The 14,479-nt window shown below is 60.6% G+C and carries 14 protein-coding genes; 9 read left to right on the top strand and 5 right to left on the bottom strand.

Features of this window, described 5'->3' with window-relative positions; genetic code table 11:
• Window positions 1-141 precede the first annotated feature (141 nt).
• From BB347_RS12230 to BB347_RS19355, 3 genes are all read left to right on the top strand, one after another.
• Window positions 142-717 (top strand): magnesium transporter, encoded by a 576-nt coding sequence (locus BB347_RS12230; protein ID WP_076583686.1) that lies wholly within the window; start codon window positions 142-144, stop codon window positions 715-717.
• Window positions 717-1,298, top strand: coding sequence for a magnesium transporter (locus BB347_RS12225; protein WP_076583684.1), 582 nt, complete (start codon window positions 717-719; stop codon window positions 1,296-1,298). The genes BB347_RS12230 and BB347_RS12225 overlap by 1 nt, the downstream gene beginning before the upstream one ends.
• A gap of 256 nt (window positions 1,299-1,554) precedes the next feature.
• The gene (locus BB347_RS19355; protein ID WP_168170952.1) at window positions 1,555-1,692 is read left to right on the top strand and encodes a hypothetical protein; all 138 of its coding nucleotides are present in this window, start codon (window positions 1,555-1,557) and stop codon (window positions 1,690-1,692) included.
• A gap of 40 nt (window positions 1,693-1,732) precedes the next feature.
• Here BB347_RS19355 and BB347_RS12220 read toward each other — a convergent pair whose 3' ends face one another.
• Entirely contained in the window at window positions 1,733-2,941 is a 1,209-nt protein-coding gene (locus BB347_RS12220; RefSeq protein WP_076583682.1) for a potassium channel family protein, read from the bottom strand.
• Between the two features lie 137 nt (window positions 2,942-3,078).
• Between BB347_RS12220 and serS the strand changes: the two genes are divergently transcribed.
• Complete coding sequence (gene serS / locus BB347_RS12215; protein WP_076583680.1) at window positions 3,079-4,458, top strand: serine--tRNA ligase; 1,380 nt, start codon at window positions 3,079-3,081, stop codon at window positions 4,456-4,458.
• Between the two features lie 143 nt (window positions 4,459-4,601).
• Complete coding sequence (locus tag BB347_RS12210; protein ID WP_076583678.1) at window positions 4,602-5,744, top strand: Fic family protein; 1,143 nt, start codon at window positions 4,602-4,604, stop codon at window positions 5,742-5,744.
• A gap of 255 nt (window positions 5,745-5,999) precedes the next feature.
• On the opposite strand, the gene BB347_RS12205 is transcribed toward BB347_RS12210, so the two are convergent.
• Window positions 6,000-8,186 carry an elongation factor EF-2 gene (locus tag BB347_RS12205; protein WP_076583677.1) on the bottom strand — a complete coding sequence of 729 codons (2,187 nt, stop codon included), beginning with the start codon at window positions 8,184-8,186 and terminating at the stop codon, window positions 6,000-6,002.
• 244 nt (window positions 8,187-8,430) lie between these two features.
• Here BB347_RS12205 and BB347_RS12200 point away from each other — a divergent pair, with 244 nt between their 5' ends.
• The 3 genes from BB347_RS12200 to BB347_RS12190 all read left to right on the top strand — a co-directional run bounded on the left by BB347_RS12200 (window position 8,431) and on the right by BB347_RS12190 (window position 12,263).
• Entirely contained in the window at window positions 8,431-9,186 is a 756-nt protein-coding gene (locus BB347_RS12200) for a DUF5781 family protein (RefSeq protein ID WP_076583675.1), read from the top strand.
• A gap of 206 nt (window positions 9,187-9,392) precedes the next feature.
• On the top strand, window positions 9,393-10,112 hold the full coding sequence (locus tag BB347_RS12195) for a DUF7504 family protein (protein WP_076583673.1): 720 nt from the start codon (window positions 9,393-9,395) through the stop codon (window positions 10,110-10,112).
• A gap of 66 nt (window positions 10,113-10,178) precedes the next feature.
• Window positions 10,179-12,263: a hypothetical protein gene (locus BB347_RS12190; RefSeq protein WP_076583672.1), complete on the top strand. Its 2,085-nt coding sequence runs from the start codon at window positions 10,179-10,181 to the stop codon at window positions 12,261-12,263.
• A 7-nt stretch (window positions 12,264-12,270) separates the two neighbouring features.
• Here the strand turns inward: BB347_RS12190 and BB347_RS19985 are convergent, their stop codons facing one another.
• The 3 genes from BB347_RS19985 to BB347_RS12180 all read right to left on the bottom strand — a co-directional run bounded on the left by BB347_RS19985 (window position 12,271) and on the right by BB347_RS12180 (window position 13,647).
• Window positions 12,271-12,396: a DUF7503 family protein gene (locus tag BB347_RS19985; RefSeq protein WP_449289603.1), complete on the bottom strand. Its 126-nt coding sequence runs from the start codon at window positions 12,394-12,396 to the stop codon at window positions 12,271-12,273.
• 211 nt (window positions 12,397-12,607) lie between these two features.
• Window positions 12,608-13,216 (bottom strand): 30S ribosomal protein S7, encoded by a 609-nt coding sequence (locus tag BB347_RS12185; RefSeq protein WP_076583670.1) that lies wholly within the window; start codon window positions 13,214-13,216, stop codon window positions 12,608-12,610.
• 2 nt (window positions 13,217-13,218) lie between these two features.
• Window positions 13,219-13,647, bottom strand: coding sequence for a 30S ribosomal protein S12 (locus BB347_RS12180; RefSeq protein ID WP_004267302.1), 429 nt, complete (start codon window positions 13,645-13,647; stop codon window positions 13,219-13,221).
• Window positions 13,648-14,014: 367 nt separating this feature from the next.
• On the opposite strand from BB347_RS12180, the gene BB347_RS12175 reads away from it, so the two are divergent.
• Complete coding sequence (locus BB347_RS12175; RefSeq protein WP_139327054.1) at window positions 14,015-14,458, top strand: hypothetical protein; 444 nt, start codon at window positions 14,015-14,017, stop codon at window positions 14,456-14,458.
• Window positions 14,459-14,479 lie beyond the last annotated feature (21 nt).

Genomic DNA, 14,479 nt, shown 5'->3' with positions numbered 1-14,479 from the left:
AAGATAGTTTCTACTCCGACTAACATCGCTAATTCTCACCACGGAATTTGGTGACTTGTGTCAAATGTCGGCCGTTTGTCTCGTCGAGAAACGCCGTCGTGGTGCCGGTACGTTTAACATCGAATTGAGTGACTCTCTGGTATGAGCGTTCGCGGCGATGTCTGGTCTATCTACCGAGAAGCGCTCCCGATATTGTTCATCGCACTCAGTGGCGGGCTCTTCGCCGGACTCGTACTCGAAGGACTCGTCGATAGTATCGAACGGTTTCCCGGCCTCTTCGTCATGATTCCCGTGTTTCTTGCAACCCGCGGGAACGTCTACGGCGCACTCGGCGGCCGAATCGCCAGCGGGCTCCACCAGGGGCTGATCGAACCTCACTTCGAGTGGAACGAGCGGCTGATCAACGCCGTGCTGGCGTCGTTCATCAACGGCATCGGCATCTCGGTCGTTATCGGTGCGCTCACCTGGGTCGCCCTCGAGTGGGTGTTGGGCTGGGGCGACGTCGCCGCCCTGTACGAACTCGTCGGAATTATGTTGATCTCCGGCGTGTTGACCTCGTTCGTCATGATCGCCGGCTTGCTCGCGTTGATCTTCGCGGGCTATCGACACGGCTACGATCCGGACAACCTCGTCGGACCGGTCGTCACGACGCTCGGTGACATCTTCGGGATGTTGTTCTTGTTGTTCGCCGTCGGGACGATGGAGGTGTTGCTCTGATGGTCGTCCCACAGGGCTCACTCGGGACGTGGAACTGGAAGTCGATCGTCGGAAACATGTTTCCGCTGCTTATCGTGCTCTCGGCCATCGTCCTCTGGGCCGGCATCACCCTCGAATCCGCGGAGGAGATGATCGAGGAAATCGCCATCCTCGCGGTGATGGTGCCGACGATGGTCGACATGGGCGGAAATCTCGGTGCCATCCTGAGCTCTCGGCTGTCGACGCGCTTTCACCTGGGGACGACCGAACTCGATCCGCGCGATCGGGAACTCTGGGCTGACATCGCGGCGGTCCTCGCGCTCGCAGTGACGATATTCACGGCTCTCGCGATCGGTGCTGGTCTGCTTGACACCGTCCTCTTCGGCGGGACGGTCGGGTTTCCGTCGCTGCTATTCATCTCGCTCGTCAGCGGGATGTCCGTCGCCGTCATCGCGATTATCTTCAGTTTCGCCGCCACGTACGGCTCCTATCGGATGGGAATCGACCCCGACGACACGACGATTCCGATCGTCACCAACGTCGTCGACGTCTTCGGCATGGTCATCTTCATCGGCGTCTCGGCGCACGTCCTCGGATTCTAAGCGACTCAGGCCGTCGAATCGTCTCGTCGAGACGGCCGTGTTCCGGTACGGAGCGGCCGTCTGTCAGGCGTCTGACTGAGATTCAAATAGCACGCTGTTGGCCACACGGTATGGCCTCACACGTCACCAGTCATCACGAACGAGCACCTCGAGTCCTCCGACGCGCACGCCTAATCGACCGCCGACGCACCGACGATCACCGGCGTATCGACGGTCGAGGACAGGGACACCGACGCACCGACGAGCGGGGAAACGCATGATTCCGTCGTTTCAAACGGGTCGCGTCCCGCTCGCCGTAAAAACCGGCGTCCCCCTCCTCGTCGCCATCGCCGTCGCCCTCCTCGGGGCGCTCGTCTACCTCGAGTTGGTCGCGATTCTCACGACGAACACGTGAGAGACGAACCTGCGAATTCGGATAGACGGGGACAAAGACATCACACCGTCGAGAGCGCGTCGAACGCGTCCGCGGCCGTCCGCGTCCCCTTCGAGATGAGTACGTCGCCGCCGCGCAGTTCCGCGTCCGAATCCGCGACCAACAACCAGCCGTCGCCGGGACGGCGAATCGCGATCACCGACATCGTCGACTCGACGTCGGGAACGCCCGCGACCACGGCGGTCCCGTCGAGTTCGCTCTCGGGTTCGACCTCGACTCGAGTAATGATCTCGTCACTCTCTTGAACCGCCTGCTGGACGACCGGATGGACGTCGATATCACGAAGGACGCCCTCACTGATGTCGACCGCCGCGTCGCTGATGACCTCCGTGCTGGTTCCGAGTCGAATGAGCCCGCGCAAGACGACCGGGTCGTTCGCGTCGGCCGCCGCGCGCAGCGTCCACGCCTCGAATCGCGATTGCATCGCGTCGACTTCGACCTCGAGGTTGCGGACCTCCTCGGCCAACTCCGCGCTGTCGAACAACACGCTGCTGTAGGCCAGATCGACCGCCAACTCGGAGAGGTTTTTCATGTGGACGATCGTATCGACCGCCCGTTCGAGATCCGGAATGCCCGGATCGTCGATCGTCGGCGGCTCGAACGTCTCCCCGGTGAGTTCCGTACAAACCTCGCCGATCGCCGGGTCGGGGCCGCGAAGGAGCGCCACGTCATCCCCCTCGATGGATGTCTCCGGGCCAGGGTTGAGCAGCCACTCGTCTCCGCGACGGAGGGCGATCACGCGAACGCCGGTTTCGGACTCGAGGTCGATATCCGCGAGCGTTCGGCCGGCGTACGCGGAGTTCGGGTCGACGACACCGCGAACGAGGGTCTCCGCGGCTTCCGGAAGCGCCGCTCGCATCGCGTCGGGCAGTCCCATCTCCTCTAAGACGATCTTCGCGATGTCGCCGGCCGCGTCGCTGATCGTGTCGGCTGCGGCGACGATTCCTAACACCGGCGCGAGTTCCTCCGCGTCGGCCGGCTTCCGAACGGCCATCATGAGGCTCATCCGCGCGCGAAGCTCGAGGACGTTCATTCGCTCTTCTAAGCGCAACACTTCGTGTGCGAGGTCCGCGTTTCGGTGAAGGACGGCCGAATACGAGAGGTCGATCAGCAACTCCGCGGTGTCTTTCATCTCGACGAGGACGTCCTTGACGCTGACGGGCTCGTACTCGACCGATGCCGACGACGCTTCGCCCTCGAGCGGGTCCATACGCGAAACCCCGTCCCGTACCGAAAAAAGCGTTTCCCGCGACTCGCCATATTCGCCTCGCATTCTCACCAACTGCGACAATCGCCACGAGGGCTGCTTCCGACACGGTTTTGCCCCGCCACGAAGAAGCCACGAGCATGCTCGACCGGACTTATCTTCGCGAGAACCCCCAGGAGGTACGCGACGCGCTCGAGGCCCGCGGCGCCGACGTCGACCTCGACGACCTCCTCGAGATCGACGAACGGTGGCGAGAACTGAAAGCTCGCGGCGACGAACTGCGTCACGAGCGCAATCAGGTTACCCAACGAATCGGCGAATTAGTCGCCGACGGCAAACAAGACGAAAAGGACGAGGCGATCTCCCAGTCGAAGGAGCTGAAAGCCGAAATCGAAGACGTCGAAGACGAAGCCACCGAGTTGCGCGAGGAACTGGACGAGCGAATGCTCGAGGTTCCCCAACTCCCACACGAAAGCGTCCCGAAGGGTGTCGACGAGCGCCACAACGTCGAGGACCGACGCTGGGGCTTCGAGAACCTCCGCGTCGACGCCGACGAAATTACACCCCACTACGAACTCGGCGAGGATCTCGACATCATCGACGAGGCACGCGGCGCGAAGACGACGGGCTCTGGCTTTTACTTCCTCAAAGGCGACGGCGCACGACTCGAGCACGCCCTCGTCCAGTTCATGATGGACGTTCACCGCGAACAGGACTACGTCGATCTCTTCCCGCCGATTCCCGTCTCGAGCGAATCGATGCGCGGCACCGGCCAGCTCCCGAAGTTTGCGGACGACGCCTACCGACTCGGGGGAAGCAACGAGGAAGACTACGACGACGACGACCTCTGGCTCTGTCCGACCGCGGAGGTGCCCGTCACCAACATGTACAGCGAAGAGATCCTCCTCACGGACGACCTCCCGCTCAAACACCAGGCCTACACGCCGAACTTTCGCCGCGAGGCCGGCGAGCACGGCACCGAGACGCGCGGCATCGTCCGCGTCCACCAGTTCAACAAGGTCGAACTCGTCAACTTCGTCGAACCCGAGGAGAGCCACGACCGACTCGAGGGCCTGCTCTCGGAAGCCGAGGAAGTCCTGCGCCGACTGGAACTTCCGTACCGCATTCTCGAACTCTGTACCGGCGATCTGACCTTCGCGAGCGCGAAGACCTACGACATCGAAATCTGGGCTCCCGGCGACGACATGGACGACGGCCCCGAGGAGGGCGGGCGCTGGCTCGAGGTCTCGAGCGCCTCGAACTTCGAGGACTTTCAGGCCCGACGCGCCGGCCTGCGCTATCGCCCCGAGCGCCACGAGTCGGCCGAGTACCTCCACACCCTGAACGCCTCGGGACTGGCGCTGCCGCGGGTTATGGTGGCCATCCTCGAGTACTACCAGAACGACGACGGCACGGTGACGATTCCTGAACCGCTGCGGCCGTACATGGATGGACAGGAGGTTATCGAAGGCCACGAGAAGGTTGGAGAGGCTGCGCTCGGTGCGGGCGAACGGGAGTAATCACCCGAACGCCGAACGGCCATACACCCCTACTTCGTTATGGCTACTGCCACTCGAGTAACGCCCACGACGCTCGTTCGTCCATAAGTTAACCCAACGCCAGAACAACTAACTTGCTGGCTGCCAGAGTCTCGCGTAGTACGATGGACTCGGCGGACTTCACGGACGGCCCCGGCCGAATCGACGAATACGACGACCTCCCGTGTCACACGCCGGCCAGCCTCCCACCCGACCTCGAGTATACTGACGACTTACTCGCCGTCTACGGCGACGCGAACTACGCGCTGGGTCGGCTGGCGACGCTCGAGCGCGATCTCGAGAACCCGAACCTGCTGATCGCGCCGTTCGTCCACCGCGAGGCGGCGATGAGTTCCCAGGTCGAGGGGACGAACGTAACGATTTCCGATATTTACGCCCACGAACTCGGTTCGACACCTGAGCGATCCGCCGCCGAGCGCGACGACGTCCGCGAAGCGTACAACTACGTCGACGCGGTCACGTACGGCTTCGAGCACCTCGACGACGGCGGGGACATCGATCAAGAGTTTACCTGCGACCTTCACGATATTCTCCTCGGAGGCGTCCGCGGCGAAGAGCAACGCCCGGGCGAACTCCGAGATATCCCCGTGTACATTGGCTCCCCGGACGGCGGGCCGAAAAACGCCTCGTTCATTCCCGCGAACCCCGACCTGGTCGAGCTCCTGTTAGATCAACTCTTCTCGTACGCACAGCGTGGTGAGTACCCGCCGCTGATCGACACCGCACTCATCCACTACCAGTTCGAGGCGATCCATCCATTCCGAGACGGTAACGGCCGACTCGGCCGGTTGCTGATCATGCTCCAGCTCTACGATGCCGGCTTGCTCCCTGGCCCGTATCTCTACCTCAGCGCGTACTTCAAGCGGTTCGGCGGGGACTACCGCGAAAAGCTGCTAGCCGTCAGCACCGAGGGAGCCTACGAGGAGTGGACGACGTTCGTCCTGGACGCCATCGCCGAACAGGCCATCGACGCCTACGACTGCGGCGTCGAACTGACTGACCTTCGTCGAGCGTACCGAGAGCGGTTCCCGAGCCATCCGACAGCTCGAGAACTCGTCGATTACGTCTTCGAACAGCCCTACCTCACCGGCCCGCGAGCTATTGAGGCGATCGGTCGGTCGAAACCCTCGGTCTACGAGGCGATCAGCGCACTCGAACGCGAGGGCATCGTTCGGGAAACGACCGGAAAACAGCGCGGCAAAGTGTACGAAGCCCCCGACGTACTCGACGTGCTCGACTCAAATTGAACGTGAACTACGCGACCGTAATGAGACGGTTTGGTTAACCCACACCCGCTACATCTAACTAACAGCCCGTCCGGCTCGGATCAGCGTTCGGGGACGACCAAACCGTCCGATCCACCGCGAGCGTCGAGTCGGCACTGTTACTGAACGGTCCCGACCGACTGTAGGTGAACATGAGCACTGTGCTCGAGAACAGTCTCGAGCCGTTCGCAAACAAAGAAACGGTGCGCGAAGCGCACTCGAGGAGTAAACCGGCGCTTAGATGTAGTCGATGCTTGGCGGAAGCTCGAGTTTCATGCCCTTGCGCTCGCGGATCTCCATGATCTTCTCGCGCTGGAGCGAGTCGGACATGACCTCGAAGCCGGCGTTCTCGGTGTTCCAGGCGGCGCGACCCTCGGTCGCGGAGCGAATGTCGCTCGCGAAGCCGATCATCTCGTCGACGGGTGCGATACCCTCGACGACCATGAGGTCACCCTCCTGATACATGTCGTCGACGCGGCCACGTCGGCCCTGGATCTCGCCGGATGCGGCACCCATGTGGTCGTTTGGCACGTCGATACGAGCGTCCTGCATCGGCTCGAGCAGCTTGATCTTCCCGTCGATCAGCGCCTTGTGGAGCGCGTTTCGGGTTGCCGGGATGACCTGTGCCGGGCCGCGGTGGATGGTGTCCTCGTGGAGTCGGGCGTCGTGCAGTCGGATGAGCGTCCCCTGGACCGGTTCGTTCGCGAGCGGCCCGTTGTCGAGGGCGTCCTCGAATCCCTCGATCACGAGTTCCATCGTCTCGTTCAGGTGCTGGATCCCCTTCGTATCGTCGATGAGGATGTTCGTCCCGTGGATGTGTTCGACTTCCTGGGAGTCGTCTTTGTCCATGCCGGCCTCTTGTAAGGCCTCTCGACGCTCCTGCTCTGGCATGTCCATCGACGCCTCGCCCAGCTTGATCGTCTCGACGAGTTCGTCCGACATCGGCTCGACGGAGACGTAGAAGCGGTTGTGGCGGTTCGGCGAGATACCTTCGATCTCGTCGCTCGGCCGCTGGGACTGCTCGCGGTAGACGACGATCGGTTCACCGGTGTTGACCGGAATGCCCTGGTTCTTCTCGATACGCTGGGTGATGACCTCGAGGTGAAGTTCACCCTGTCCGGAGATCAGGTGCTCGCCGGTGTCCTCGTTGATCGTAATCTGGATCGTCGGGTCCTCCTTGGAGACCTGGCGCAGCGTCTCGATGAGCTTTGGCAGGTCGTCCATCGTCTGGGCCTCGACGCTCTTCGTAATGACCGGTTCCGAGATGTGCTCGATCGACTCGAACGGCGTCATCTCGACGGAAGAGACCGTCGAGCCCGCGATGGCGTCTCGCAGGCCGGTGACGGCCGCGATGTTCCCCGCGGGAACGTTGTCGACTTCCTCGCGCTCGCCACCCATGTAGATCCCGACGGACTGGACGCGGTTCTTGCCCGCGGTCCCGGAGACGTACAGTTCCTGGCCCTTCTCGAGCGTTCCCGAGAAGACACGACCGGAGGCGATTTCGCCGGCGTGTGGGTCCATCCCGATGTCGGTGACCATGAAGACGACCTCGCCGGATTCGTCGACGAGGCGCATTCCCTCTGCCAGGTCGGATTCGTCGTCACCGCGCCAGATACGCGGGATACGCATCGGCTGTGCGTCGACGGGGTTCGGGAAGTGCTCACAGACCATGTCGAGTACGACGTCCGAAAGCGGCGTCTTCTCGTGGAGTTCCTGGCGCTTGTCGGCGCGCTCGAGTTCCATGATCTCGGCGAAGTCCATGCCGGTGGCCTGCATCGACGGCATCGAGACGCCCCACTTGTACAGTGCGGAACCGAAGCCGACGGTGCCGTCCTCGACGGAGACGGTCCAGTCGTCGATGTCGTCCATCTCCTCGGTCATGCCACGAATGAGTTCGTTGACGTCGTTGATGACCGAGACGAGTCGCTGTTGCATCTCCTCGGGACCTTCCTGCAGTTCGGAGATCAGACGGTCGACCTTGTTGATGAACAGGGTCGGCTTGACGCCCTCGCGGAGTGCTTGTCGCAGAACCGTTTCGGTCTGTGGCATGGCTCCCTCGACGGCGTCGACGACGACGAGCGCACCGTCGACGGCGCGCATCGCACGGGTCACGTCGCCACCGAAGTCGACGTGGCCGGGCGTGTCGATGAGGTTGATGAGGTGGTTGGTGTCCTCGTACTCGTGCGTCATCGAAACGTTCGCCGCGTCGATGGTGATCCCGCGTTCTTGTTCGTCTTCTTCCGTGTCCATCGCGAGCTGTTCGCCGGCAGTCTCGTCGGAGATCATGCCGGCACCAGCGAGGAGATTGTCAGAAAGGGTTGTTTTTCCGTGATCGACGTGAGCGGCGATGGCGATGTTCCGGATGTTCTCCGGTTCGTCCATCAACCGTTCACACTCTTGGACGATTTTCTTGCGTCGGCCCATATACCACCTATTATCGGTAGCGGGGTCAAAAGGGTAGTGTTTCGTCGTCGCTCGAATCCGTCGGATTCGCGCACGTTACGCCATAATTTCCAATCTGAGTGAGTGAATAACATGCAGCCTGTAAAGACAAAACGGCGGGACTCGGACGCGTGAATACAACCTCGAGGAACGACCGATTACCCATCAGTAATCAGAGAGGACGAGCGCAAAAGACATAGGGCGGCAGGACGTGATACAGATACCCATGGATCTCCGCGTACAGGGTGCAGGGCCGACTTCTCCGTTCCTCGGGGCCCGTGACCTCTTCGAAACGGAACACGATCTCTCGTTGCCCGTCCACGTCCACCTCCGAGACGACCCGGACGAACGAACCTGGGCCGGACACTACGACGACCGACACGTCCTGAACATCTCGAAACAAGCCGCCTCGAGCGCGATGGCTCGCGAACTCGCCCTTCACGAGTTCTCCCATATGGCCAGGTACGAGCAGGCCCATCCTTCCCACACCCAATCGACAGAAGAGGTTCTCTACCTCGGACTGGCCGGCAAGAGCGTCGAGCGCCGAAAGCTCTCGCACTGCTACCAGATCGCAAATCACATGAAGGACATCTACGCCGACGATATCACGCTCACCGTCGGTCCCGGCGAAAAACTCCTGTCGTTCCTCGAGTCCAGCCTCGCGATGGCCGTCGCCGACCGACCCGAGACGCCGTCTCGGTCAGGACTCACGCGCCGCTCTGCGAGTGCAGATCCGGATATCACCGCCGTCAACGCCGCGTTCGCGCTCGCACTGGCCGAACGTCACGACCTCGTCGAGGACGACCACCGACTGTACGACCTCGCGTACGCTGCCGCGATGGACGCGCCGAGCGTCGACTTCGAGGGGTTCAAACGCCGCTTTCGCGAACTCGTCGCGAATCCGGACTCGAGTACGTATCGACAGATGCTCGTCGACGCGACTCGCGCATACGTCGATGACGGTGGAGCTACGGGAGAGTAACCGTCGTTTCGTGCCTGCCAGAAGTGACACTCCTCCGACCGAGACCGTTTCCCGTCCGTCACAACCGCTCCGTATTTCCGTCTGTTCGACAAGACGTCATGTTTCGCGAACGCTCCGAAACGATCGAGACAGACTCACAAACGGACACACTGTCCCAACGAGCCCGAACATTTAATGTTTTACCCGTCGATGTGTGGAATATATCGATGAGTTCGCGAGACAGCTGGGGTGAGACGACCAGCGAGGGGCAGTTTACCAAAACGTTGTCACAACTGAAGCGCTCGGGTGCGAGCGTCCTCGTCGTCGGTGCCGTCGACACTGACTACCGCCGAGATATTTGTCACCGTCTCCTGGGCCAATCGGCTGCCCGCTCACGCCATCGTGTGCTGGTATCTACCCTCGGTCGACCGTACCGAACCACTGACGTTCTCGACGCAGCGCAACTGTCGTCCGACCCCCTCGAACTCATCAGCTACGAAACACACGCCCGGAGCGTCAGTACCGACAACAACGGGTCCACGTTCGTGGAACGCTCGTCGACAGCCCTCGAGCAAACACCCGCGAGAACGACGTCACTCACCGACCTCGCCGTCGAAATATCGAGGGCAGTCGACACGCTCGAGGCGAGCAACGACGGATTCGAACCCGCAGCACTCCGCGTCGGTGTCGACTCACTGGTGCCACTGCTCGAGGAATACGGCGTCGAACGTGTTTTCAAGTTCGTGCATCTGACCACCGGCAAAGTACAGGATTCAAGCGGCATGATCCACTATCACCTCCCACTCGAGCGCGACGCAGACGCCGTCTCCCTTCTCGAACCCCTCTTCGACATCGTCGTCGAACTTCGCGAACGAGACGGGGAGTTCCAAGAACAGTGGTCGATCAACGAGGGTAACCGCAGTTCCGGTTGGATCTCGCGCGAGTAGTCGCCGACCCACCGCCCGAGTCGTCTACTGTGCACTAGCACGACGCCAGCCCGAATCGTCCTCGCCATGAAACCGAAGTTCAAACGGACCAACGATGGAATCGTCATTATCGATCCGATCGAGCGACATCGCTATCGACTCATAACACAGACGACGGTGTCGCCAACACCCGTACGCACTGCTCGTCTCGAGTATCCAGTCGATGCAGCGGTCGAGATATCGACGAACACGATCACGCTCCCGACGAACAAGCACGTCTACATCCGAGACGAGAGTGGCGCGATGGTCGCCGAGGCGAAACCGCCGAACCCGACGTCGATGCCGGCCGGACAGTACACGCTCGAACTCTCCGCCTCCCTGAAAATCTACCTCGAGGCAACGGGGAGTGCGTACGTCTACTTCGACGCGGATCAAACACACATCGCCTTTGGCGACGAAACGCGCGTCGTCGTCGGTGCCCGGTCGTACCACACGCGCCCGGCCCAACAGATCACGACGACGACAGCGCCGACGGACGTCATGACGGCCGTCTCCGCGTTCGGGTCCGCACTGAAGACGCTCGAGGCCGATCGATCGTATCCAACCCTTCGTGGACATCCGCCCTCACTGAAGATCGGTGACGAAGTAGCGATTCCAGACTCGCTCGACACACCGGACACGGGCGTGGAAATTACGATACAGCCGACACACCGACAGCTGTTCCCAGTGGTTTCACTGGCATACTATCTCGGCGCATCAGTCGTCCCAGGTCCCAGCCCACAACTCACTACCGACCGCGGATTCGAGTATCCACTCGATACAGGGGAATCCTTCGAACGAACGGTCGGGCGGGTGTTGAAGCACGTGTTCTTCCTCGATTGCATCGTTCGGACGGCGGGAATTACACCGCTGCCCCTCGCCGAGCGGCCGGCCGTCGAATCCCATCTCCCGTTCGATATCGACGCACTCTACGACGAACCACTGGCGGTGCAACTCGAACGCTACCTCGAGGTCCCGCATTCGGTGATCGCAGACCACATTCCCGAGTGGCGCCTCGAGGTCCACTGTCGTCCAACTCCAGATCGGGCCCCGTTCCTCCCGTTTATCGCGAACGACCTCGCAATCGTGCAGACGACCGATAGCAACACCACACACCAATCTACGTCGACCCAACAGCGACGAGCAGTTGCTGACTTCACTCGGTCGGGTACTACCGAAAACCGCCACGAACGTAGTGGAAACGAGTCCTCGAGTGAGAGTATTCCGACGACGGGGAAGACAGTACAGCAGGTGTGGCAGCGCGCAAGCGAGAGTACGCTCCGAAGTACGACACCACTCTCGGCATTCTACAACAACGTCGATCGACGACCTGGAGCGGATCCAATCGAGATCGACGTCGTCTGTACCGACGAGCGGATGTCAGACGAACTCGAGACCGTAAACGGCGTCTACGGAACGCACGAGGAACTTCCCTTCGACGTGACCGTCTCCTACGACGTCACCGTGGCTGAACTCGAGGAGATCCTCTCGAGCAACGGTGACTTCTTTCACTATATCGGACACATCGACACCGGTGGGTTCCAGTGTACAGATGGCGTCCTGAGCGCAGAGACCGTCGACGAAGTCGGTGTAAAAGCGTTCATCCTCAACGCCTGTCAATCCCACGAACAGGGGATCCACTTGATCGAATCGGGGAGTGTCGGTGGCATCACGACCCGGGGCGATGTCGTCAACAACGGAGCCATCAACGTCGGCGGCGTTGTCGCACGCCTCTTGAACCACGGATTCTCACTCTACGCTGCACTCAATCTCGCACGAAAGGAAAGCACCGTCGCGGGCCAGTATCAGATCGTCGGCGACGGAACGACGACGATCGCTCAGCCAACGACCGGCGTACCAGCGCTGTGCGTGTTTCACGACGGGATAACCGATCCCGTCAGTGCTGACGAATTCACCGTTTCACTCGAAACCTACGAAGGCGCTGGGACGAAAAAGGGGAGTGTCGTTACATCCCATTTAGAGCCTATCACGTCGTACTACTTGCACCCTAAACGAATCGAATCGGTCTCCGCGACACCCCAACAACTCGAGGACTTTCTCCGATTGAAAGAGACACCGCTTCTGGTCGACGATGAAATACGCTGGAGTGACGACGTAACTGAGCGACTCTAGCACTCAGTTACGGTCCCGGGTAAAATTCCATGTTCGCAGCAGCGGTTCCCGCCTGTGAGAGGGCGAGCAATATTGCGAACAGAATACCGATCATTCGTGGGTGGTTCTTTAAGTGTGTGGTAAGTTCGGACATGGTGCAACAGATACATCGTCCCGAGCCGGAATAAATTTTTCTGAAAAATTCTCACAAGTAAAACCAGAGTGGAACCATTCTCTCGAGTTGTATCAAGAACACAGTCAGTTGTGTTCACGAGGATGTTCGACGAGGCGATCTCCGTACCGACGGCATCGAGAGATTTCTCTCGAGAAGAGCTGGCGTCGAGAGAGAAAATATCGCGTCGGAGTTAGCGTGCTGCTGCTGCAACGCGCTCTTTTTCTTCTTTCTGACTCACAGCGTACGTCTGGACGTCGTAGTTAGAGGCACCGATGAGCTGACTCGCGATTGCCTCTGCAGCCGGCGTCGGCGTTTTGAACGAGTCGTTGTAGACACCCTCTGCGAGGAACTTGAGCGCCTGATCGACTCGTCGCTGAGGTGCGACGTCGACGGCTTTCGGAACGGAGATACCACCGTATTTCAGGCGGACGGTCTCCTCACGCGGAGCGGCGTTCTCGACGGCGGTGACAAGTACCTGAATCGGGTTTTCGTCGGTCCGCTCGTTGATGAGTTCGAACGCATCGCGGACGTGATTGAGCGTCTGTTGTTTCTTCCCCGTGTTCTCCTCGGTCTGCATCAGTCGGTTGATGAAGCGCTCGACGATGGAGACCTGGGACTTCTTGAACTGTTTACCGGCGTGTCGACCGGCGGTGTGAGCGACTGGCGTAACCGTGATGTAGCGTTCGGTCGAGGGATCTTCGTACGCGATTTCGCCGATATCCCACGTGCCGAACAACTGTGCGCCCACGTCTGCGCCGCCAGCAGGGGCGTCTGGATCTGGTTGATCTTCTGTCGCCATGATTATCGCACCGGTTTCTCTGCGTTTCCGCGAACGAGTTCTTTCAGCGCGACGCCGTTGACCTTGTCGACCTTGTAGTTGACACCGGAAAGGTCACCCATCGCACGACCCTTCGCCCCACCGATACCGGCGATGGTGACTTCGTCGTGTTCGTCGATGAACGAAATGGCACCGTCACCGGGACAGAACGCGGTGACTTGCTTTCCGTTCTTGATGAGCTGCACTCGGACGCACTTTCGAATCGCCGAGTTGGGCTGTTTCGCTTCGATGCCAACCTTTTCGAGGACGATACCGCGAGCCTGCGGGGCACCCTCGAGCGGGTCCGACTTCTCTCGAAGTCCACGTGCACGGCGCGCGTAGTCAGAGTCGGACCACCGCTGATTCTGGCGGTCCTTCTTGAGCTTGCGCGCGGCGTATTTGCCGTTTGCCATGCACGTCGGTATCCGACGGAGGCACTTAAGCGTCCCCTTTTGGAGTCGGGCGTTACGCCTCGAGAACGCTTGAGGTACCCCCCTCGAGGAATCTGAGCGCGTTTCAGAACGACTCGAGTTACGGACAGAGCACGGCGTAGCGCGCCTCGGCGGGGCGGAGGTTTCCGAAGAGGGTGAGCCGATTCTCCTATCGGCCCCAACGCTGGTCATCGGTCACGCTCTCCTCTCTGCCCACCGCTCACGACAAACGAAAATCTGTTTACGTAGCCAACTCATTTCAGACAGTTATCATGCATTTGGCGTGTTCCAGCCAACGAGACGGGGGACGTTTCCCCTCCTAACCCTTCTCCTTCTCACGGTTCTCTTCGTGACGGTAACGTCGCGTACGATTCATACGGCCCTCGGGTTGGGCGCCGTTTCGTATCTCGCCGCCATGGGGTTGGCGCGGGCAACTCCTGAGGAAGTCCTCGAGCCAGCACGAACCCGTCCCGTCGGTAAAATCCTCGTCGAACCGGACAATAGGACACTGATCGGTCTCAGCATCGTCGTTGCAATCTCCGTCTCGATGGTGGCCGCGGCAAATCAGTATCCGATGGTCGAATGGCTACTGATCATCTTTCAACTCCCCTTTATCGTCATCTTCGTCGGCCTCAGAATGAGCCTCGAGACGTCCCCCGGAATCGCGACCGAACGCTTCCTGTACGCGCTGTCGGTTCCGCCGACGGCGGCGTGGATGATCATCCTCGGGGCCGGGATCGGGCGACTCGACACGCTTGTACGGATACTCGTAAGCGACAAGTTCCGACGCTGAAAAGCCGAATAGCGGTTTTTA

This window comes from Natronorubrum daqingense, assembly GCF_001971705.1.
GTDB lineage: Archaea > Halobacteriota > Halobacteria > Halobacteriales > Natrialbaceae > Natronorubrum > Natronorubrum daqingense.
The sequence above is the reverse complement of the archived record's forward strand: the minus strand, read 5'-3'. Positions and strand labels throughout refer to the sequence as shown.